Source organism: Phocaeicola coprocola DSM 17136 (assembly GCF_000154845.1).
Lineage (GTDB): Bacteria > Bacteroidota > Bacteroidia > Bacteroidales > Bacteroidaceae > Phocaeicola > Phocaeicola coprocola.
Map to the genome: position 1 here is coordinate 1 of NZ_DS981487.1, position 22,465 is coordinate 22,465.

General features: G+C 40.3%; 18 protein-coding genes. 15 read left to right on the plus strand and 3 right to left on the minus strand.

Annotated features, from left to right (window positions below):
- The 10 genes from BACCOP_RS11920 to BACCOP_RS11955 all read left to right on the plus strand — a co-directional run.
- On the plus strand, positions 1–710 hold a 710-nt coding region (locus BACCOP_RS11920), incomplete at its 5' end, for a transposase (RefSeq protein ID WP_007569394.1).
- 38 nt (positions 711–748) lie between these two features.
- On the plus strand, positions 749–1,894 hold the full coding sequence (locus BACCOP_RS11925; protein ID WP_007569396.1) for a 6-bladed beta-propeller: 1,146 nt from the start codon (positions 749–751) through the stop codon (positions 1,892–1,894).
- A gap of 267 nt (positions 1,895–2,161) precedes the next feature.
- A complete protein-coding gene (locus BACCOP_RS11930) occupies positions 2,162–3,193 on the plus strand; it encodes a BF3164 family lipoprotein (protein WP_007569398.1) in 1,032 nt (343 codons plus the stop codon).
- 97 nt (positions 3,194–3,290) lie between these two features.
- Complete coding sequence (locus BACCOP_RS11935; RefSeq protein WP_007569399.1) at positions 3,291–3,521, plus strand: NVEALA domain-containing protein; 231 nt, start codon at positions 3,291–3,293, stop codon at positions 3,519–3,521.
- A gap of 92 nt (positions 3,522–3,613) precedes the next feature.
- The gene (locus tag BACCOP_RS11940) at positions 3,614–4,606 is read left to right on the plus strand and encodes a BF3164 family lipoprotein (RefSeq protein ID WP_007569402.1); all 993 of its coding nucleotides are present in this window, start codon (positions 3,614–3,616) and stop codon (positions 4,604–4,606) included.
- A 23-nt stretch (positions 4,607–4,629) separates the two neighbouring features.
- Positions 4,630–4,794 carry a hypothetical protein gene (locus BACCOP_RS20470; protein WP_157034750.1) on the plus strand — a complete coding sequence of 55 codons (165 nt, stop codon included), beginning with the start codon at positions 4,630–4,632 and terminating at the stop codon, positions 4,792–4,794.
- Positions 4,795–4,897: 103 nt separating this feature from the next.
- Entirely contained in the window at positions 4,898–5,938 is a 1,041-nt protein-coding gene (locus BACCOP_RS11945; protein WP_007569406.1) for a BF3164 family lipoprotein, read from the plus strand.
- A 71-nt stretch (positions 5,939–6,009) separates the two neighbouring features.
- Complete coding sequence (locus BACCOP_RS11950; protein ID WP_007569408.1) at positions 6,010–6,888, plus strand: 6-bladed beta-propeller; 879 nt, start codon at positions 6,010–6,012, stop codon at positions 6,886–6,888.
- A 735-nt stretch (positions 6,889–7,623) separates the two neighbouring features.
- The gene (locus BACCOP_RS21145; RefSeq protein WP_235776966.1) at positions 7,624–7,683 is read left to right on the plus strand and encodes an NVEALA domain-containing protein; all 60 of its coding nucleotides are present in this window, start codon (positions 7,624–7,626) and stop codon (positions 7,681–7,683) included.
- Positions 7,684–7,799: 116 nt separating this feature from the next.
- Complete coding sequence (locus tag BACCOP_RS11955) at positions 7,800–8,630, plus strand: hypothetical protein (RefSeq protein WP_148315610.1); 831 nt, start codon at positions 7,800–7,802, stop codon at positions 8,628–8,630.
- Between the two features lie 30 nt (positions 8,631–8,660).
- Here BACCOP_RS11955 and BACCOP_RS11960 read toward each other — a convergent pair whose 3' ends face one another.
- Positions 8,661–9,824 carry an IS4 family transposase gene (locus BACCOP_RS11960; RefSeq protein WP_007564783.1) on the minus strand — a complete coding sequence of 388 codons (1,164 nt, stop codon included), beginning with the start codon at positions 9,822–9,824 and terminating at the stop codon, positions 8,661–8,663.
- 607 nt (positions 9,825–10,431) lie between these two features.
- Between BACCOP_RS11960 and BACCOP_RS11965 the strand changes: the two genes are divergently transcribed.
- From BACCOP_RS11965 to BACCOP_RS11985, 5 genes are all read left to right on the plus strand, one after another.
- The gene (locus BACCOP_RS11965) at positions 10,432–11,505 is read left to right on the plus strand and encodes an efflux RND transporter periplasmic adaptor subunit (protein WP_007569419.1); all 1,074 of its coding nucleotides are present in this window, start codon (positions 10,432–10,434) and stop codon (positions 11,503–11,505) included.
- 14 nt (positions 11,506–11,519) lie between these two features.
- Entirely contained in the window at positions 11,520–14,600 is a 3,081-nt protein-coding gene (locus tag BACCOP_RS11970) for an efflux RND transporter permease subunit (protein WP_007569420.1), read from the plus strand.
- Positions 14,581–16,068 carry a TolC family protein gene (locus BACCOP_RS11975; RefSeq protein WP_007569422.1) on the plus strand — a complete coding sequence of 496 codons (1,488 nt, stop codon included), beginning with the start codon at positions 14,581–14,583 and terminating at the stop codon, positions 16,066–16,068. The genes BACCOP_RS11970 and BACCOP_RS11975 overlap by 20 nt, the downstream gene beginning before the upstream one ends.
- A gap of 13 nt (positions 16,069–16,081) precedes the next feature.
- Positions 16,082–19,288 carry an efflux RND transporter permease subunit gene (locus tag BACCOP_RS11980; RefSeq protein ID WP_007569424.1) on the plus strand — a complete coding sequence of 1,069 codons (3,207 nt, stop codon included), beginning with the start codon at positions 16,082–16,084 and terminating at the stop codon, positions 19,286–19,288.
- A gap of 89 nt (positions 19,289–19,377) precedes the next feature.
- Positions 19,378–19,752 (plus strand): PH domain-containing protein, encoded by a 375-nt coding sequence (locus tag BACCOP_RS11985; protein WP_007569426.1) that lies wholly within the window; start codon positions 19,378–19,380, stop codon positions 19,750–19,752.
- Between the two features lie 257 nt (positions 19,753–20,009).
- Here BACCOP_RS11985 and BACCOP_RS11990 read toward each other — a convergent pair whose 3' ends face one another.
- Together BACCOP_RS11990 and BACCOP_RS11995 are read right to left on the minus strand one after the other, a co-directional pair.
- A complete protein-coding gene (locus BACCOP_RS11990) occupies positions 20,010–20,555 on the minus strand; it encodes a GNAT family N-acetyltransferase (RefSeq protein WP_007569428.1) in 546 nt (181 codons plus the stop codon).
- Between the two features lie 251 nt (positions 20,556–20,806).
- Positions 20,807–22,456 (minus strand): dipeptidyl-peptidase 3 family protein, encoded by a 1,650-nt coding sequence (locus BACCOP_RS11995; RefSeq protein ID WP_007569429.1) that lies wholly within the window; start codon positions 22,454–22,456, stop codon positions 20,807–20,809.
- Positions 22,457–22,465 lie beyond the last annotated feature (9 nt).

A 22,465-nucleotide genomic window follows, 5' to 3' on the forward strand; every position in this document is an offset into this window, starting at 1 on the left:
GTAGAAAAGACAAGCTACAGAGCCTGTCCAGAACGGGGGTTGCAGACGCATTCTTTTCCAAGGAAACATTCATAACACCTATGTGTGAGAACGATTTCCATGTCATCAGCCGCTTTCGGAATGACGTAATCCTGTACTATCCGACATTGGAGCAGAAAACAGGAAAACGTGGTCATCCCAAGTGGTTTGACGGCAGGATTGACTTTGCCAATCTGGATTTGACCCGGTGCAAGGAATACGAGGTGAACAAAGGAAAGCTATACGGATTGAGGGTATATGCAAAAGCTCTCAAAAGGTATGTTTCCTTAGCCGTCTGGTATCCGATGGACGGGAGGACAGACAAGTGGCAGCTTTACTTCTCTACAGACGATTCCATGGATGGACGTGAGGTGCTGGATTATTACAGAACCAGGTTCCAACTGGAATTTTGCTTTAGAGATGGCAAGCAGCATGCAGGAATCACCAACTGCCAGTCAACCGACTTCAGGAAGTTGGATTTTCACTTCAATGCATCGCTCGCAGCTGTCAACTTGGCCAAAGCGGCATGTAAGAGGCTCGGAATAGCCTATTCCATATCCTCTTGCAAGTCTTTCATACACAATGCTTATATGCTTGAACGATTTATTTGCGTGTTCGGGATTAACCCAGACCCGCAAGTTATTGACAAACTTTTCAAAGAACTCATTTTATTTACTGCCAGAGCCGCTTAGCTTGGCGAATTTTTAACGAACTATTGAATATTATAGATATGCATAAAATATTTATTATATTTATTACAACTTTTTTATTGATTACATTAGTTGATTGTACCTCCCGAAAAGGTGAAAGCCATTCTGTAGTGGAGGTTGTAGATTTCGGTAATGTGCAAACTTGCAAAAGTTCGGAACTGATAAGAGTAGAACGCTTTCTTCCTTTGGAAACATCCGATCGCTGTTTGTTTGGAAGTATAGATCAGTTGGAGGTGTGGAAAGACCGGATTTATCTGCTTGATACGTATAAAACCAATGCGGTGTTGGTATTTTCGGCAACGGACGGAAAGTTCATTCATAAGATAGAGGGGACGGGGAACGGACCGGGAGAGTTCCTCAGTCCGCATTCATTTTGGATCGACCGCTCTGACGGCTCGCTGTACATACTGGACCGTATGATGTCGAAATTGTTGAAGTATGATTTGGAAAGCCTTGATTATGAGGAAGAGATTAAACTTCCTGACTTGGCTCCGTTAGCTTTCTGTGTTCCTACAGAGGGCGATTATCTATATTATTTCCCTTTACGGAAGAATGACCTTTTCTGCGGAAAGCAATATGTGGAGGCAGATAAGGAGGGTAATGTGTTGTCTACTGCTTATGATGCACTGGCTTCCGGAAAGATATTGCATGGGAATGCGGCTCCGTTTTATAGTTATGGAGGAAAGATACGTTTTTGCCCCTATTTTTCGAACTGTATTTATGAATGGATGAATGATTCGTTGAAGGTGTGCCGGGAGATGAAATGGGGAAATAGAACTTTACCCGAAATTGCTGTCTTTGAAAAATCGGAAGATTCGGGAGATGTGATGCGTGAGATCTTGTCGAGCGATTATATCCGTTTTCTGTATGTATATGAAAACCGGGCTGCCTTAGCTGTGAAGTACTATGTTCAGAAAGACTTGTATTTGTCGGTTTATAACAAGTCTTCGGGGCAGGTTGCCAACGTGAAAGCCGCTGCCGTGCAGGATGATTTGGGGTTGGGTGGTTTGTTTCCTATGCCTGTCGGTACGGATGAGGATTTGCTGGTTGGTAGCCTTTCGTTGCTTGATATGGAAGAGAAAATTATTTCTCCAGAGTTGAAAGCTTGTTTGAAGCAGGCAGATGAAGAAGGAAATCCGGTGTTGGTATTTTATAATTTAAAATAAGAACGGAGGCAAAGCACAATGTAAAGATACAAATTATTTCGATATGGTATACAGAATTTTTTCTATCTGCAATTGGCTGATCAGGATTATACGCTAAGTGTAAAACTGGTTATGGACAAGACAAACTTCCCTTCCGAGTATGAATATATCAATGACACCTTGTGCATTGCTCGTACCATTCTCCCTATAGGTTCCATCTTTAATACGGTAGGATGAGAACTTTAGTGGAAAAGCTGTAATAATCAATTATAAAGAAGTTTTAATGCGATGCTTAAACTGAATAACAAACTTATTGTTTTATTGTACTTTCTATGTCTCACAAACTGTACAGATAAAGGTTTGTCTGATATTGATACGGATTTCCCAATGAGTTCACTAATCATGTCGGCAGATTCCATAAATCTGGAAGAAAAGGGACTGTTACTGCCCTTTTCCGTTTCCTATATTGATTCATGTTTTATTTTTTCTAACATTCGCATAAAAGATCGTCTTTCTATATGGAATCAAAAAAACAACGAGGTGATCAATACTGCTCATATAGGTAACGGACCTAACGAAATCATACAGTATTTGCCTGTATCCAATAACATGAGTGAATTTCTATTTGCAGATAGAATTAAAGGGAAAATCTTCAAGTTGGACTTGAATAGTTATGAGTACAAAGAGATTATACAGATTAATGGATCTATAAATCGTTTTTATTCATTGGCAATGCTTGACTCTACTTCAATCATAGGCACAGGGATGTTTGAACAAGGACGCTTTCTGATATACAACATTGCTGATAGCACTTATGTTTGTGAAGAAGAATATCCAAGCAATAAAGACATTCAGCCACTGCAGCCTTATCAGAAAGCGGCATTGTACGCTGGTACTTTAATAGGGGTGCATCCGGATAAAAATAAATTCGTTGCCGCATATAAAGGACTAATAGATTTTTACAATATTGATGAATCCTACAATCTATCACCTACGGCGCATAGATATTATCATTTCCCTCAATTTGCCATTCCTGAGGAAGGACCTGTTATAGCTCACAAGAAAGAAGAAGCGGTAGGCTTTTTATCATTGTCGTATGATTCATCATACGTCTATTTATTATATTCAGGTTCGTCTTTGTTGGATAAAGGTAGTTCAGCCTATACCGGCAACATTATACTAGTTTACAATTGGGAAGGAATGCCAGTCAAACGATATGTTTTAAATCACAGTGTTATTTCCATACATATTAATAATAATATGTTATGGTGCATAGGAGAGAATCATAAATATCTGTATAAATATGTTCTCAGCCTATAGACCCCTGGTATAAATGTAGCAACTGAAATGAAATAATTTGCTCCTCCGTAGAGATTATTAAAATTATAAGATAATTAAAGTAAAAATTCGAACTAAAATGAAAAAGAATATTTTGAAATTAGTTTTTGCATCCGCATTTGCTTTGGTAGCAGGCTATAGTGTATATGCTTCACAAAAGAAGGTTGAAATGTCAGATTTAGCAATGGCTAATGTAGAAGCATTAGCAAGTGATGAAGGTTCTGTGACATGTGATCCTGATAAAGGAGATACATGTATGGTTGGCTCAACCCCAGTGAAAGATTATGATGAAGACGACTCTTGGTTTTGATTGTTAATTATAGCATCATTGCAATACTATTTATTATTGCAATGATGCTGATTTAATTATATGAATATGAAAAATATAGCATTTTTTTTATTTTGTTTTGTGTTGGATGTTCTCCACGTGATGATATAAAGCTCAATGATATACAGGTTGAATTTACAGATTTTGCAGAAACTGACTCTTTATTATTTGTTAGTTTATCTGAAGAGATTATAGAGGAGCCATCAGAGATGAAATTATGGTATAATTTTTTGATTATTAATGATTTTAATAAGAGTGGCGATAATTTTATTTCATTTTATTCTTTAGAAAAAAATGAAATAATTGAAACTCGAATGAATAAAGGAATGGGACCTGGTGAAATGTTATCATGTAGTATTAATATTTTAGGGGATGATTTGTGGTTATATGATATGAGTAAATCAAATATTGTTTGCTTTCCTCTTTTAGAAATATCAAATGACAGATTAAAACCGCTCCAATATCAACTTTCAAAGTATTATTATGACATTGCAATGTTAAATGATACTATAATGGTTGGTTCAAATGATCTTACCATAAACAAAAAAATATCTTTTGTAAATATTAAGAACGGTGATATAAGATATTCTGGTGAATATTCGTATGTTAACCCTAATATTCCTATGTCTTCATTTATTGATGCATGTAACAGTTATATAGAAGTCAATCCAAAAACGAAAGATATATTATTGGCTTATCGCTATACAGATGTAATAGAAATTTATGATTCAGAAGGAAATCTGAAAAATTCAGTTCATGGTCCTGATTGTTTTGAAATAAAATTTCAACCAGGTTCGTATGGAATGCGTAAGACAAAGGAGACTAGAAAGGCTTTTGTGAATGCTTATGTAACTGAGAAACACATATATTTATTGTATTCAGGATGTACAAGAGAGGAAAAGAATTGGTCTGACGGAAATGAAATTTTTGTGTATTCATGGAGTGGAGTACCAGAAAAACGATATATTTTAAATCAGCCAGTTTACTCGTTTGCGGTAGATGAATGTAGTGGATATATTTATAGTTATTCTTTGGAAAGTAGTGAATTAATAAAGGCTGTTATGTAACTATTATATAGTGAGAGTGTATCGTGATATATCAGATAGATTGGGATGGTAACCCTGTGAGCAAATATGAAACGGATTTGCCATTGTCGCAAATATGTGTATCCAATTCTGATGATATGGTTTATGCGATAGCCAACAGAGAGGAGAATCTGTTGGTGGAGTTTGCTTTATCTGGTGGAAACGAATAAGGTTTTTGGAAAATCCGCTGAAAATAATTAGCTGTAAGAGAATATGTTTATAGGTAGTGAATGAATGATAACAAAAGAATTAAAACAGTAACCTGAATTGCGTATGAAAAATATTTTCTTTCTTTTAATAGTTTTAGTTTTAGGCTCATGTAATGGAACTGACCGAGAAAAAGAGATAGTTATAGAGGATAATATTATAAATCCTGTGGTTCATCGAATTGAAGCAAAGCAGCTATTGAATGTTGATAAAATAGGAGTTTATGATACATTATCTGTTTTTATAAATAGAGGTACTGATAGTATTCTTTATATGTATGACTCTTCGGATTTTACCTATAAAGGAGCTTGTGGAGTCATAGGACATGGACCTGAAGATTTCCAGTTCCCATTTTTTTTGAAGAAGGCAAATGATAATAATGGTATTATAAACCTTTACGATGTTAATGCAGCAGCCTTTAAGGACATAAATGTAAAAAAGATTCTTCAAAAAGAGCCAAATGCAATAATGTCAATGAAAATGCCGACTATGCTTATAGGTTCACCTGATTTACATTTAAAGAGTGATTCTTGTTTTATAGGGAACATTGATTCTGGTAGCGGATTGTATTTCATTTATGATTCGAATGAGGATAAGATAAATTGGGTTGAATTTCCCAAAATCCTACAGTTGCCTCAGGGTGATTTCACAGTTATGAATATGAATCGTATAACTCTAAACTTTGAGTCCAATAGAGTTGTTTCAGCAATGGGATATTATAATCTGCTATTTCTTTATGACTCGAATAATACTTTAATGAAGACAGTCCAATTAGGAGATGAAGAAATTAGCCCGACAGTAGTTGATGGTGATCATCTGAGTGGAGATAATATAATCTGCTGTAGAGATATAACCTCCTCAGATAAAGCTGTATATGTATTGGAACAGAATATAAGAGAAAAAGATTTTGAGAAGATTGATAATGCTTCTTCCAGAATTGTTGTTTTTGACTGGGATTTGAAGTATTTAAAAACTTATCTTCTTCCCCATTACTCATTGGGTTTTGTATATGACCAATATCATGATAGAATTTTATACACGGCATTAAATCCCGAAGGTGGAACCGATGTCTTTTTCTTTTATTTAAATACAGAAGATAAAAAGTAATTGTTTAAAGTAAAATACTATAAGTTGAATGTCAGAATTCATTTTGTAAATAAGTATTTAATTGTGAGAATATGAAGAATTGTTTTTATCTGCTTGGTTGCATTTTCATTCTGGCTGCATGTCAGGAAAAGCGCTTATCAGGGCCGATACAGGTTGACCTATCAAAGACGGAACCTGTGATAAATTATTCAAGTTTCGTAGATTCAACAGCATTTGTTACACTTGAACTAAGTGACAGCTTGCCAATCAACGGTGTTTCAGGTCTGTATTTTGATGACGGTAAACTCTTTGTCAAGGATAGCGGGCAGGAAGGTATTCTTGTCTTTGATGAAAAAAGTGGACAGTTATTTGCGCGGTTAAATGCGTTCGGTGAGGGACCGGAAGAGATAAAGCGTATTGGTGCGTGGTGTTTGGATCCTTATCGGAAACATATATGCATCTTTGATAAAGGAGACATGAAGTTAAAGGAGTATGATTATTCAGGCAATTACATATCTTCCTTTCCAATGGAATCTTTCTTTCTGGACATGGTGAAGTTGGAAAAAGAGAGTCTGGTTTGTTTTTACCCTGTTTATGCCGGTCATGAACAGCCTGAAGGTGTCTGGCTGGATAATATGGGACATTTTAAAAAGAGCCTTTCTTCGCATGTGACAGAAACTTGCAGGTTCCACTATTTTCCCGTGATGTATAATTGGAACGGCTCATCCGCTTATTATTATGACAGGAACTGGGATGAGCTGTCCCTTGTAACAGCCGACACACTCCGTTCGATGTACACCTTTGATGTAAAACAGGCAATTCCTCTTTCAGTGAAAGGAATGCGTGATTTGACGCCTCAAGAACTGGACGGTCGTTCGATTGTTCACCAGTTTGCCTGTTCGGATCGTTTTATCCTGTTTTCCTACCATACATTCCATCGGTCTGATATGATGAGTAAGGACATCACATGAGTGCTGTTCGATAAAAGAACGGGAAAGGTTTCCGTTTCAAAATTTCTGAGAAATGATTTGGGTGAAGGAGATGAAATGAAAGGTTATGTTTTGTTTTACAAGAATGATCATACGTGGGTACGGGTTGATGACACTTTGGATAGTGTGATTCGATTGGAATACTTGTACTTGCGATAATGCTGTTCTGAAGATGTATGTCAAAAGACTATAGACAGGGTGACTCGTTGTTGAATATCTAAGTTTATAATGTTTAAGTTGTTATTTCCAAGAGATTACGAATAGGATAAGATACTGCTCGGTGAAAGTGCAATTCTGAGTGTGAAGTATAAAGCCGAGGAGTCTGGTGATTTCTGGCGTACTATAACGATAATATATGGCAATATTCCCGAGAGGTACTTTACTTTGGACTTTTGAGGAACAGTCAAAAAATGAAAGATAAAAAGAGTGGAAACATGAATCACGTGTCTGCAAACAATGAACATCATATTCCACTCCATGTTAAACCCATCCAATCGAAGGAAGGAGGTGTTACCGATGCAAAGTTAATTATAAAATAAGAATTGAGAGAATAGAGAGAGGTTTATTTTCCTCTAATGTATTAAATTGAAAACATTAATAAAAATATAACTTTATGAAAAAGACTATATTCAAAACTTTATTGGCAGTTGCATTTACGATGGTAGCCGGTTATAGCGTATATGCTTCACAACAGAAGGTTAAATGTCAGATTTAGCTATGGCTAATGTAGAAGCATTGGCAAATGACGAGGGAAGTGTTTACAGATCCGGCACTTGATCAAGAACGTCCAAATGCCAGATGGTGAAATTTGATTTTAATATAAAGATTGATCAACATTTATAAATCAAGAGGTTATCTTTAGGCGTAACCTTTTGCCTAAATAAATTAATCTTATGAAATATTGTTACATATATTTAATGCTTCTTCTGCTTATATTTTCTTGTAATAGAAAACAAGAAAATAGTATAGACAAATTTGATAATATAATAAATCTGTCTGTTTCTGATAGCTTGTTTTCAGACAACGAATTGCCTATGGGGACAGTTTTGAGTATGAAGAACTGGAAAGATATATTAATAACCTGCCATCATGCAGATGATTATAGATTCTCTTTTATTGATAGCAAAACAGGAAAGTTGATAACAAGATGGGGACAAAAAGAAAATGCACCAAATGAATTCATTGATTTTGGCTCGGATTTTTTTATTCAAGACTCTTTACTCGTGTTCCAGTCTTCTATGAAGAAGTCAATAAACTACGTGTCTATTCCGGCTATATTGCGTGGAGCAAAAGAAGTTTTGGTTAAGACGGAGATTTATCCATATACAGCAGACTTTAGACCATTGCATATAGTCCCTATTGGAAATAGAAAAGTAGCAACAGGACTTTTTAAACAGGGAGTTCTGGGTGTACTTGATGAAAATAATAATATTGTAGGAACATATTCCGATTATCCTTTTCCTTATGAAGTAGAAGGGCTTTATCGTGGAACAGCATATCAGTTAGTTCTCTCATGTAATACATATAGGCAACGTCTGCTTGTTTCTGTATCACATTCGGATGTTTTTGAAATTTATGAATTGGATGCAAATGGATTACATCGTGTATATGTAAATGATTTTAATCAAGTTCCTGTAGTGCAGATGCAGGATGGTAGATTGGGCATAGATGATAGTAAAAGTATTGGTGGAATTTTGGAACTATTTAATACAGACAATCATTAGTGTCCCGTTAAAATCGGGACGAATTAAATATTAATCAAACAACCCCGGGAAAAGGGGATTTAATTGCTCTTTGACATCATTGAAATTAGTCTTATTGAACAACTCTTGTAAAGGTGTTTTATCCGTTAATGAAATGCTCAAAATCTGTAGGACCTCATAGGTCGAACGGCTTAAGTGCAAATCATGTTGGATAATAGCTACCAAACAATAAGTGATAATAGCCACACTTATCTGAATACGGACTGCGTTTTCTGTGGTGCCCCAGAACCTTTTGATTTTAAGGTGCTGCTTCAACCATTTGAAGAACAGTTCTACAAGCCATCTCTTTTTATAGAGATTAGCTACATCAAGTGCAGATATATGTTTGGCATTTGTCAGGAAGGTAAATTCACGATCATCTTCTTCATCATAGAACCTGATAATCCTGAATGATTCCGGATACTTCTTTTCAGAGGTATATCCTGATAATTTCACTTCAGCATCAGATAGTATATTCTTTGGTAGTCTGCGTTTCCATTTGCAGAACTTAAATTTAAGATTCGACTTGGCTCTTACGACAAAGAAAGAGCCAGTAAGATGAATCCGATATAGTTCCTTAAACGAATCATACGCTCTATCAAAAATATAGTATGCATTTGGTTCATAATGAATTGCAGACATTGCTGTTGAGTCATGTTTTGAAGCTGTGGTTACTGTAAAAAAAGCCGGAACCTGAGCCTCAATGTCATAAAGGACATGTGCCTTGACTCCACCTTTTTTACTTCGAAATTTAGCCCAAGGAAATGTTGCCAAACATAACGGAATGGTGGTTGAATCAAAAGCGTACTTCTTTCCTTCGATATCCAGAATATGAGTAGCTCGTTTATCACTGGCTTCTTTCATCATGAAGAATGCAAAATCTTCAAAGATTCTGTAATCCCTATTTTGGTTAGCTGATGCAAGTGTGGTTTTGGCCAAGGGTTCACGACCCAATCCCAAATGATAACACTTGGCTTGATGTGCTTCCAATGCAACAATCAGGTCGCGTAGGCTCTCACGATTGCTTAGCTGTCCGAACATCATAGCAAGAAGCTGGTTCCAGCAAGTGAAATGTTTGACGTAACGATTTCCATCGTATTTGTCCACGATTCTTCTGAATTTATTGTTGTTCAAAAACTCTACCAATTGAGCGAAAACATATTTGTCTTGATTCATTTGAAGCCATTTGATTTGGTTTCAAAGGTACAATTTCAAATCGTCGCGCTTTACAAATAGAGTATAATAAGCTATATTTCAGTTATTTCAAAGAACTATTTATCCACTTTTACGGGACAGTAATGACAGACAATTTTATTTATTTGGGATATTCCCATTTGAGTTTAAAAGAAGTATCTTTGAATGATTACACGTTTGATGAAATATTATGTTTTGATTGGAATGGTAATAAAGTAAAAAAATATAATTTACCTTTTCCGGTAAGTACATTTTGTGTTATAGATAATTTATTATATGTTACTAGTTTAGAAGATAATAATATGACTATTTATAGATTAGAATCTGATAAATAGTAGTTCGTCAATAATTATTGGGTGCTAATTAGCTTTGATAATTATTAGCATCTTCTATGTGACTATAAATTCACCAGATATGTGTATATTCAATTTCTGTAGATCATAGTAATTCTTGCCTATATTGTGCTTCTAGAAAAAATGTGCAAGATCCATCTACAATATTAAGGTATAAGTTATAGTGTAATGAATTGGATATGTTGATTTGTGAGTGACCTTTTGGAGGGATATATAAAATTTAAAAATTTTTGGTTATGAATAGATGTGGCAGATATGCGATACTGTTGCTTGCCGCCGGAATGTTGGGCAGTTGCAGCGGAGGAAAAAATGATGCTTCCGGAAAGGAAGGAGTAGAAACAGTTTTGCCCTCACAGGCGAACGAGGTGACGGTCATGACGCTGAAGAAGACTGCGTTCAGCCATGAGCTGGTGAGCAACGGCAAGGTGACGGCCTCACAGTATGCCGACCTTTCGTTCCGCGTTACATCGGAGCCGGTGGCACACATCTATGTGAAGAACGGCGACCATGTAAGGAAAGGCCAGAAGATAGCCGAACTTGACCTTTTCACCCTGAAGAACAGTCTGGAGAAGGCGGAGATAGCCCTGCGCCAGTCGGAACTGGAAATGAAGGATGTGCTGATAAGTCAGGGGTATTCACCCGACCGTATGAAGGAAATCCCCAAAGATATTGTACAGCTTGCCGAGGTGAAGAGTGGTTACGGACAGAGCCGTGCCGCATACGAACTGGCAAGGTACGAGCTTGAACAGGCAGTGATCACCGCACCCTTCGACGGGGTTGTGGCGAATCTTGAATCGCGCAGCTTCAACCGTCCTGACGGTTCGAAGCCTTTCTGCCGTGTGATAGGAAGCGGGGGCATGGAAGTGGCTTTCAAGGTGCTGGAGAGTGAACTGCCGCTTGTCAGGCGAGGAGACCGGGTGGAGGTGGCTCCGTTTGCCGGGACAGCCGGGGCATGCAGCGGTACGGTGTCGGAAATCAACCCGCTGGTGGATGAAAACGGACTGGTGAGCGTAAGGGCCAGGGTGAACGGCGGAGTGAAGCTATTTGACGGCATGAATGTGCGTGTGAGCGTGAAACGTTCTATTCCCGATCAGTTTGTGGTGCCTAAGACGGCCGTGGTACTGCGTACAGGCAAGCAAGTGATATTTACCTTGAAGGACGGCAAGGCGATGTGGAACTATGTGACTACCGGACTGGAGAACATGACCGAATATACCGTGATAGGTGACGGTATGGAGGAAGGGGCACAGATCATCGTGACCGGAAACGTGAACCTTGCTCATGAAGCTCCGGTTAAAGTGATACCTTAAAACATGTCCGTACTATGGTAAGATTTCTGATTAAAAGACCGATAGCGGTACTCATGGCTTTCACTGCTTGCTTCATCGTGGGGCTGGTGACTTATTTCTCGCTGCCCGTATCGCTGCTGCCCGATATAGATATTCCGCAGATAACTGTACAGGTGACGGGTGAGAACTCTTCTGCACGTGAGCTGGAGAATACGATGGTGGCTCCCGTGAGAAGACAGCTTATGCAGGTGTCTGGACTCAGCGAGATGAGGAGCGAGACACGCGACGGTTCGGGCATCATCCGGCTGTCGTTCGATTTCGGTACGGATACCGACCTTGCTTTCATTGAGGTGAATGAGAAGATTGATGCCGCAATGAACAGTCTGCCGAGGGATGCGGTACGTCCAAAGGCTATCAAAGCGAGTGCTACCGATATTCCTGTGTTCTATTTGAACATGACCTTGAAGGATGAGGTTCCGTATCAGGAAACTGATGGTAATGCTTTTCTCGAAATGTGTACCTTGGCTGAGAATGTGGTGAAACGCCGTATCGAGCAACTGCCTCAGGTGGCAATGGCCGATATGACCGGTGTACCGCAGAAGATGCTGCGCATTGTACCCGATATGGGGAAGATGGAAAGTTTAGGTATGGGGATATCTGATTTGGAAGGTATACTTTCATCGAACAATGTAGAGCCGGGGAGCATGCTGGTACGCGATGGTTACTATGAATATAACATTCGTATTGCATCGCTATTACGTACACCGGAGGATGTGGAGAATATTTACTTTAACCACAATGGACTGGTAATGCAGCTGAAGGATATTTGTGATGTGCAGATGGTGACACGCAATGAAATGGGACGCTCGCTGGCAGGAGGGAAGCGGGCGGTGACGCTTGCCATCATCAAGCAGGGAGAAGAAAATATGGATAATTTGCGTAAGGAACTGAAGGAAACTACGGATTATTTTACAAAGATATATCCTGATATTGAATTTAGTATTACACGTAATCAGACGGAATTATTGGATTATACGATTTCTAACTTACAGCAGAATTTTACGCTGGGTTTTCTGTTTATATTTATTGTAGCTTTCTTTTTTATCGGGGATGTACGTTCGCCACTGATTATCGGCATTACCATGATTACTTCTGTAATCATTACTTTTTCCCTTTTCTATATTTGTAAAATATCGCTCAATGTAATCTCGCTTTCGGGGATGATACTGGCAGTGGGTATGATGATAGATAATGCGATCATTGTGACAGAAAATGTATCGCAATACCGGGAGAAGGGGTATTCGCTGAAACGTGCAGCTGTGGCGGGAACTTCGGAAATGATTACGCCCATGCTTAGTTCGTCGCTTACCACTGTTGCGGTGTTCGTACCGTTGGTGTTCATGAGTGGGATAGCCGGTGCCATTTTCATGGATGAAGCATTTTCTATCACATCTGGATTGTTGGTCTCTTATTTTGCTGGTATCATGTTGTTGCCTGTGTTGTATGTATTGTTCTACCGTATGGGTATAAGGAAGCACAACTGGTTTACTGCCAGCTTCAAAAATCTCCTGAAGAACGAGTGGCTTGTACGTTTCTATGATGCTGGTATAGAATGGGTGTTTGCACATAAAAAGATGACGATGGCATTTGCTATAGTTTCGCTTCCGCTCTGTGTGCTGATGTTTATGCTGATTGACAAGGAGCGTATGCCTGAGATTGACCAGAATGAAACGGTGGTGAGCATAGAATGGAACGAGAATATTCATGTGGACGAGAACAACCGCAGGGTGAATGCCATACTGGCCATGACCGATTCTCTTGTAGAGAAACATACGGCATATGTCGGTATGCAGGATTATTTACTTGGAACGGAAAACGAACTTTCTGCTGCTGAGGCTGAGCTTTATTTCCGTACGGCTGAACCGTCGGGTATATCTGTGCTGACAGAACTTATTGGCCAGGAAGTTCGTAAGAAGTATCCGGCTGCTACGGTTACATTCTCGCCTCCTGTAACTATTTTCGAAAAGCTTTTTGTTACAGGGGAACCTGACCTTGTAGCACAGCTCCGAGCTTCTGATCATACCTCAACTCCTGAGGCGGAGGATGTGAGAGCTATAGAGGCGGCCATTGCCGGAGAAACCGGATATACGCCTGATGATACGCCGTTCCGGAAGCAGCTGAACTTGGAGGTAGACCGTAGCCGTCTTCTGTTGTACAATGTGGATTATGATGAGGTGGTGAGGATGATTCGTACTGCACTGAAGGATAATCAGGTGTCTACCTTGCGCTCGTACCAGCAATATCTGCCTATCGGCATAGCTGGAAGGGAGATGAGCGTGAATCGTATATTGGCCGAAACTTTAGTTGAAGTGAAAACGACTGACGGTTCATCCGAAAGGAATTATGTCCCTCTTCGTGAGTTTGTACGGATTGTTCCTGATGAGGATCTCAAGGAGATTACGGCCGGACGCAACGGTGAGTATATCCCCGTAAATTTCTATAATGTAGATAATGTACCGAAGGTGATGGAGGAGGTGCGCAATGTTGTAGGAAGTGACAGCCGTTGGGATGTATCGTTTGGCGGAAGTTTCTTCTCTAATAAGAAAATGATGGGGGAACTGACTGTTATTCTGCTTATATCGGTGCTGCTTATGTACTTTATCTTGTGTGCCCAGTTTGAGAGTTTCCTTCAGCCGCTTATCGTATTGGCTGAAATTCCAATGGATATAGCCTTCGGGCTTGTGTTGCTGTGGGCTACGGGGCATACCATGAATCTGATGTCGGCTATTGGTATCATTGTTTCATGTGGTATTGTGGTGAATGACTCTATCCTGAAGCTGGACTCCATCAACGAATTGCGTAAGGAGGGGATGCCGTTGCTGGATGCAATTCATACGGCAGGTCACAGAAGACTCAGGGCTATAATCATGACTACCTTGACTACTGTGTTTGCGATGGTTCCTCTGCTCTTTACTTCCGATTTAGGTTCGGAGATGCAGCGGCCGCTTTCTATTGCTATGATAGGTACAATGATGGTTGGGCTTATCGTAAGTCTTTTTGTAATTCCTCTTATTTACTGGTTTATATATAGAAAACATGAAACTCAGAAAATTTAGTATATTGTTCCTGCTTGCTTGTTGCGGGATGGGAGCACAGGGTCAGAGTGTACTCAGATTGGACCTGAAGGAAACTATTACGATGGCAAACGATAGCTCACTGTCGGCTTTCCGTTACCAGAATATGTATTTATCGGGCTACTGGGAATACAGAAGCTATAAAGCGGCACGACTGCCGAGCCTCACGTTGAATATGACTCCCGCGCAGTATTATCGCTATATTACGCAACGTTACGACTCGCAGGAGAATGTCGATGTGTACCGTGAACAGCAGATGCTGAGTGCAAGTGCAGGGCTGAGCATTGCGCAGAATTTAGACTTGCTGGGTGGTACGTTTTATGTGGATACACAGCTTGACTATATGCGAAACTTCGGTGAAACGAATTTTACCCAGTTCTCTACTGTTCCTTTCCGTATTGGCTATCAGCAGGAGCTTTTGGGATTCAATGCTTTCAGATGGGACAGGAAGATAGAACCGTTGAAGTTTGATAAAGTGAAGAAACAGTATCTTTATAATGCCGAAAGTGTGTCGGAAGAAGCTGTGAATTATTTTTTTGCTCTTGCTATGGCTCAGGCCGACTATGAACTGGCACAAGATAATGTGGCGACTTCTGATACATTGTATGCAATAGGAGAGCAGAGGCAGAAAATTGCGTCTATCTCACAGGCTGACTTGCTTACGCTGAAATTGGATAAGGTGAATGCGCGCAATACGCTGAGAAATGCTGAGATTGCTCGTAAGCGTGCTATGTCTGCACTTGCTACGTTTTTGAATCTGGATCGTAATTCGTATATAGAGATCAATCTTCCGGCTCGTCCTCGGCATGTCGATATTCCTGCCGACCGGGCTATTGTTCTTGCTCGCGAGAATAATCCTACTTTTTTGGAGCAGCGCCAGAATGTGCTGGAGGCGGAACGTGAGGTAGACCGCACGAAGAAAGAGTCTCGCTTCAATGCCAGTTTCAATGCGAGTGTGGGTTTCAATCAAGTGCCCGATAATATCAGTGCTGCTTATCGTAATCTTCTGCAGCAGGATCTTGTGTCGTTTACTGTATCCATACCGCTTGTTGACTGGGGGGGGCGCAAGGGTAAGTACAACATGGCCAAGAATAACCTTAATGTTGTGAAGATTGCTGCTCGTCAGGAGGAAATCAGTCTGGAGGAGGATGTGATGATGACGGTGAGCGACTTCAGTGTGCAACAGGATATGATAGCTAGTGCGGAAGAGGCTCTCGACCTTGCGGAGCTGGCATACGACCAGACACGTAAGCGTTTTATCATTGGGAAGGCTGACATTAATAGTCTGACGCTGGCACTGAACCGCCAGCAGGAGGCTCAGAAGAATTATATAGAGGCTATGCAGAATTACTGGCTGAATTACTATAAAATACGTAAACTTACGTTGTTTGACTTTGAGTCGGGTATTTCTCTTTCCGACCGATTTGATTTTGACAACCTGCTGAGATGACTTTGAAATGAGTATGAAGGATAAAATAGAAGGACGTCCTCTTGTATGGTCGTCGTTTACGCTGATTGTTACATTCGTTTGTCTGTCGCTGGTGGGACTGGCACTGGTACCTCTTCTGCCGGTGAAACTTTCGCCGTCGCATGATATGCCGGGACTTTCGGTATCGTTCTCTATGCCGGGTAATTCGGCAAGGGTGGTGGAAACGGAGGTTACCAGCCGTCTGGAAGGTATACTGTCGAGGGTAAACGGAATAAAGAATATAAGTTCTACTTCGGACAACGGAAGCGGGTATATCCGAATAGAACTTGACAGTCATGCTGATATTGATGCTGCACGCTTTGAGGTTTCTACTCTTATAAGGCAGTTGTGGTCGCAGCTTCCCGATGGGGTGAGTTATCCGCTTATCTCCACGCAAAGAAGCGACGAGAATGCATCGCGTCCTTTTATGACTTATACGCTTAATGCACCTGCTATTCCGATTGTAATTCAGAAATATGGTGAGGAACGTATCAAGCCGATGCTTTCGGCTTTGGACGGTGTGTATAAAGTGGAACTCAGCGGCGCTACGCCTATGGAGTGGCGCATTGTGTATGACAATGTGCAACTTGAGAATCTTGGAATAGGTGTTCAGGATATACTGAATGCTATAGAAGAAAGGTATGGCAGGGAGTTTCTGGGTATCTGTGAAGTGGAAAATGCTAAAGGGAACTCGGAATGGATAAGGCTTGTACGTACCACTGAGGGTAGCACTGATGGTTTCGTGCCATCGGAGATTGCTGTAAGGGCAAAAGACGGAAGTATGGTTCCTCTTGACCGTCTGGTCAGAGTGACACGTGCGGAGCAAGAGCCCGCTTCGTATTACCGTATCAACGGACTTAATTCAGTATATCTTTCCATTACGGCTTTGGAAACTGCCAACCAGCTAGCTTTGGCTGAGCAAGTGAAGAAGGTAATAGCTGAGGCTGAAACTGCAATGCCGCCTGGATATGAGATTCATACTAGTTATGATGCTACGGAATTCATCTCCAAAGAGTTGGATACTATTTATTTCCGTACCGGAATAACTGTGCTGATTTTGCTGCTCTTTGTAGCTCTTATTACACGCAATATGCGTTATCTTTTTCTTATCGTTACAGGGCTGGCTGTGAACATTGCCGTGGCTCTTATTCTGTATTATGCTTTCGGACTGGAAATTCAACTCTATTCCCTGGCAGGTATTACTCTTTCACTGAATCTGGTGATAGATAATATCATAGTTATGACCGATCATATACTGAGAAAGCATAATCTGAAAGCCTTCATGTCGGTCTTGGCTGCTACGCTGACAACTATCGGTGCGCTGGTCATTATTTTCTTCCTTGACGAGAAGATACGACTTAATCTTCAGGATTTTGCGGCTGTGGTGATTATTAATCTTGGCATTTCGTTGCTGGTAGCTCTTTTTTTCGTACCTCCTATGATCGAAAAAATTGGGCTGGCAAAAGGTAAGCCTCGTCATGCCCGTATGTGGGTAAAGCGTGCTGTAGTGTATTTTACTCGTTTCTACCGTAATATGATAGTGCTGCTGAGTCGATATAGAGTGGTAGCTTTCATATTATTAGTGCTTGGTTTCGGGCTTCCGGTATTCATGCTTCCGGAAAAGATAGAAGATGTAGAGGCAAAAGGAAAATGGGCTGAATGGTATAATAAAATATTCGATAACACTATTTATAAAGAAGATATTAAACCTGTTGTAGATAAGGTTTTGGGAGGCTCTCTCCGTCTCTTTGCAGAGAAGGTATACGACGGCAGTTATTTCAATCGTGACGAGAGTGAGGTAGTGCTGTATATCAATGCTACATTGCCGAATGGTAGTACGCTGGAACAGATGAATGAGCTTATCAAGAAGATGGAAACTTATTTGAGCAGGTTTAAGGAGATACGTCAATTTCAGACTTCAGTGTATGATGCACGTCGGGCCAGTATTCAGGTATTCTTTAAAAAGGAGTATAGTCATACGGGATTCCCATATGTACTGAAGTCGAATGTGATAAGCCGTTCGCTAACTATCGGTGGAGGAAGTTGGAGTGTATACGGACTTCAGGATCAGGGATTCAGTAATGATGTGAGAGAGTCGGCTGGGAGTTTTCGTGTGAAGATGTATGGTTACAATTATGATGAGTTGTGTCATTGGGCTGAGGAGATGAAGAAGCAGCTTCTTTCTCATCGCCGTATTAAAGAAGTGACCGTAAATTCGGAATTTTCGTGGTGGAAGGACGATTATACAGAGTTTTATCTGGAGTTTGACAAGCGTAAAATGGCAGAAGAGAATCTTACAGCATACGACTTGTTTGCTGTGTTGCGACCTGTATTTATGCGTGATCAGTTGGCTGGAAGTATTATTTATGACAATAGTTTGGAGTATCTGCGGCTTTCATCGAAACAGAGTAGTGGCTATGACGTATGGGCGTTCATGTCGGTTCCGTTTATGGTGAAGGGCAAACAGTATAAGCTTTCCGATCTTGCTATGCTTGCCAAGGGGCAGGCTCCCAAACAAATAGCCAAGGAGAATCAGCAGTATAGAATTTGTCTGCAATATGAATATATCGGCTCATCGGAACAAGGCAAGAAGCTTTTGGATAAAGATATCGAGGTTCTCAGGAAACGGCTGCCGATGGGGTATACCGTAGAGAGTGAGAATGCTTACTGGAGTTGGAATAAAGACGACAACAGTCAGTATTTCTTGTTGCTGATAGTGGTTGCTATCATTTTCTTTATCTCGGCTATCTTATTCAATTCATTAATTCAGCCGCTTGCTATCATTTTTGTGATACCGGTGTCATATATCGGAGTGTTTCTGACCTTCTATCTTTTCGGACTAAATTTCGATCAGGGAGGTTTTGCGTCTTTTGTACTGCTTTGCGGTATTACAGTGAACGCAAGTATCTATATCCTTAACGAATATAATGCTATTCGAAAGAGTTTTCCGGGTTTGTTACCACTAAGGGCTTATACTAAGGCTTGGAATACAAAAGTGATCCCTATTTTTCTTACTGTAATGTCTACTATCCTTGGTTTCTTGCCGTTTATGATAGGGGAGAAGACACCGTTCTGGTTCCCTTTGGCAGCTGGAACTATAGGAGGACTCGTAATGTCGGTGATTGGTATTTTTATTTATTTACCTGTATTAAGTGTATCAGGGACTGTCAACAAGAGTTATAAAAAAAATAAGGCTTCATAAACCATTAAGTATGAAAACTGTTGGTTGTCTGCTTTTTTCTGTTTATCTTTCGACTGAATAAGATTTGAAAACAAAAAATAAAAATTAATATGGGAATCATGAATACTATTTTCGGAAATGTTTCCGAAATGGATATTGCCAGTTTACAAAAAGAGTTTGGCGCATTGCTTTGTGAGGGAGAACGTATTGAAAGGGCTTATAAGCTGATAAGGGACAAGTGGGTATTTACCAATAAGCGTCTGATCATTCAGGATGTTCAGGGAGTGACGGGTAAGAAAAGAGAATATTTGTCTGTACCCTATCGTTCCATAGAACGTTTTTCGATAGAAACTGCCGGTACATTTGATATGGATGCCGAAATGAAAATCTGGATAAGGGGATGTGAAGAACCTCTGGAACAGAACTTTGGTAAGGATTCGAACATTATAGAGATACAGCGAGTACTGGCGCAGTATGTGCTGTAACAGCTCGCTGTAATTCATGCATTTGTTGGATTTATTATTAAGCAATAATCTGTAATATGCTGAAATTCATTCTTTTTGTGTTAGCTGGTGCTGTAATTTATGTATTGTTTTCTTATGTATTGAGATTATTTAATCTGTCTGATGACTTGATAATTGGGATTACCAGCGTATGTGTCAGTTGTATACAAGGATATATTGGATATCTTATTTATATTAGGCCTGATAAAACGAAGATTCAGTAATTCTGGAAGTCGTTTTTATTCACATGTCTTTCTGTTTCTCCACTCGTCTATAGTCAAGAGTGTGAAATGTTCTGTCCGTACATCTCCTAATGGGGATGGTTTTCCTTGTTCTGTATGATGGAATTTAAACCCGCATTTGTCCATTACCCGGCGCGATTTGAAATTCCCATCGTAATATCCGCACCATACTCTTTTAATTCCCAAGTCTTCAAAACAATGTTCTAACAGGCGATGTACGGCTTCCGGTATCAGACCTTTTCCCCAATAAGGAACTCCTATCCAATAACCTATTTCTGCATCGCCTTCCTGCATGTCTGCACTGTGTACACTGTCGCCAAACATGATACCCACACTTCCTATGGGTTCTTGGGTTTCTTTCAATACCACAGCGTATGTTTCAGGGGCAGAGAGAATGTTGCGGATAACATTTCTGCTATCTTCCACAGATGTGTGTGGCGGCCATCCTGCTATAGGACCGATATTCGGGTTTTGAGCATATTTGTAAAGTGCTTCTGTATCATTTTCGTTCCATCGACGCAGTATTAGTCTTTTGGTTTCCATAGCTTGTGTTATTTATCAGTCATGTAGGTTTTGTATAATCAATTCCCTTATTAGTCAAAAGTACAATTATTTGTTGATATTCAATGTTGGTTCTGATTTTTTATGTAGAGATAAAGAGCCGTATTATTACTTGTGATGAAGTGAAGTGCACCACAGTAATGATACGGCTCTTTTCACGTTTATCAGTTATGGCCTATAACTTAGAGTGTCATTATCGGTTTGATAGACCTTTTCGATAATTTGTTTATTAATTATTTTGTTTCTCCCAAAAGAATATCTGCTCCCTGAATAAATGTAATATCACGCGGTATGCCTGCACCATTGATTTTGTCGAGGTCTGCCTGAAGTGCAGGAGTGATTCCACCGTTTTCGGCTCTGTACTTCGTAGCGAACTCTACGTTTCCGTCTCCTTGTGTTTGGAGGATTAGCGCAGCCCAGCCGTTCATGGCTTCTTTTGCTTTTCCGAAATCTATTACATACTGACCTTTGGCGTCACGTGAGAAGGCTCCTGCTTTTTCCATATAGTTGAAGCACATCATGTTGGCTTTTCCATGCGATGAAGCTGCTCCAAATCTTACGGAACGCAAGATGCCTGCAATATAAGTAGCGATAGCGTCTTCGGCTGTAATATTGGTGATTTCGCCCATTTCGATAAGTTTGGTTACCATGAACAGACCTAAGATATCTGCTTTAGCTTCTTCCCATGAAGTCTTTTCGGTTCCCATCACGGCATCCACACTTTCGTTGGTGTTAATGGTCTGCTTAACACCCAGTCCGTGCGCTACTTCGTGGAAAGTAACATTCCAGAAGAATGCGTCGAAGTTAAGGTATTTCTGCTGTTCGGGTGTTACGATAAGTTGTCCGATAGGCATAAGGATTTTATCAAACTTTGCTTTCATGGAGTTTCTCAGTTGCAGACGACGGGTACCTTTCAGTGCGTGTACTCTTTCATCGTTCGGCAGATTGATGGCGATCGTCTTACTGCCGGCGTTGCAGTCGCCTGCATAATACACGGCATCGTATACGTTCAGGTCGGACGATGTACCCGGAACAAATGTCTTGTATTCTGGTGCACAAGGCAATTCTTTCTGGAGAGCCGGAAGCATGGCTACAAATTTTGCAAGGTCTTTGCTTCTAGCTTCGTCTTTCAACAGGATAAACGACTCGTATGAGGCTTTGGTTTCCTGGAACTTGTCGTCGTAACTTTCAATAGGACCTGTCACAAAATCTATTTTGCTGTCTTTCATGTCCATCCATGCAAGGTCGCTTTCCAGATAGTCATCTGTCTTGAATGCCTCGATACGCTTCTCAAGATAGTTTTCCAGCCCCGGATCTTCTGCCAATGTCACTGCTTTCTCCAGTAAAGCACAGATACGTCCTATTTCTTCGGCATAGGCTTCATGATACCAGACACTTTTTAATGAACCATCTTCGTTTCTGCGGATAACGGTGTACCATGAATTCTTGTTAGCGTCTTCGAATGCGTCGAACTCCTCTGCTGTAATGTCATGCGGATAGTAGTTACATACAGCCGGTTTCTCGCCATAGCCGGCCAGAAACGGTTTGTTATTGTCAAGACGATCCCAAGCCCCATAGTGAATCATGGCAAACTCTTTTGCATAACTGTCAGTGATGGTATCGAGCTGGCTCTTGTCACCAAAAGTCTGCTGCCAGAAAAGATCGTCGGTGATTTCTCCTACCTGAAAGAATATTTTTACCAACTCTTTTTCCTTGTCATTCAGATTGTTTACAAGGTCGGATTTCAATTCTACATGAGCATACTCCTCAACTTTTGCTTTCATAGGAGATTCCTGCTGTTGGGTACTGCAAGAAAACAATGTTGAGGCTACAGTTGCAACTCCCAACAAAGATGCCGAAAGGTTAATCATTTTTTTTCTCATAATCGATTG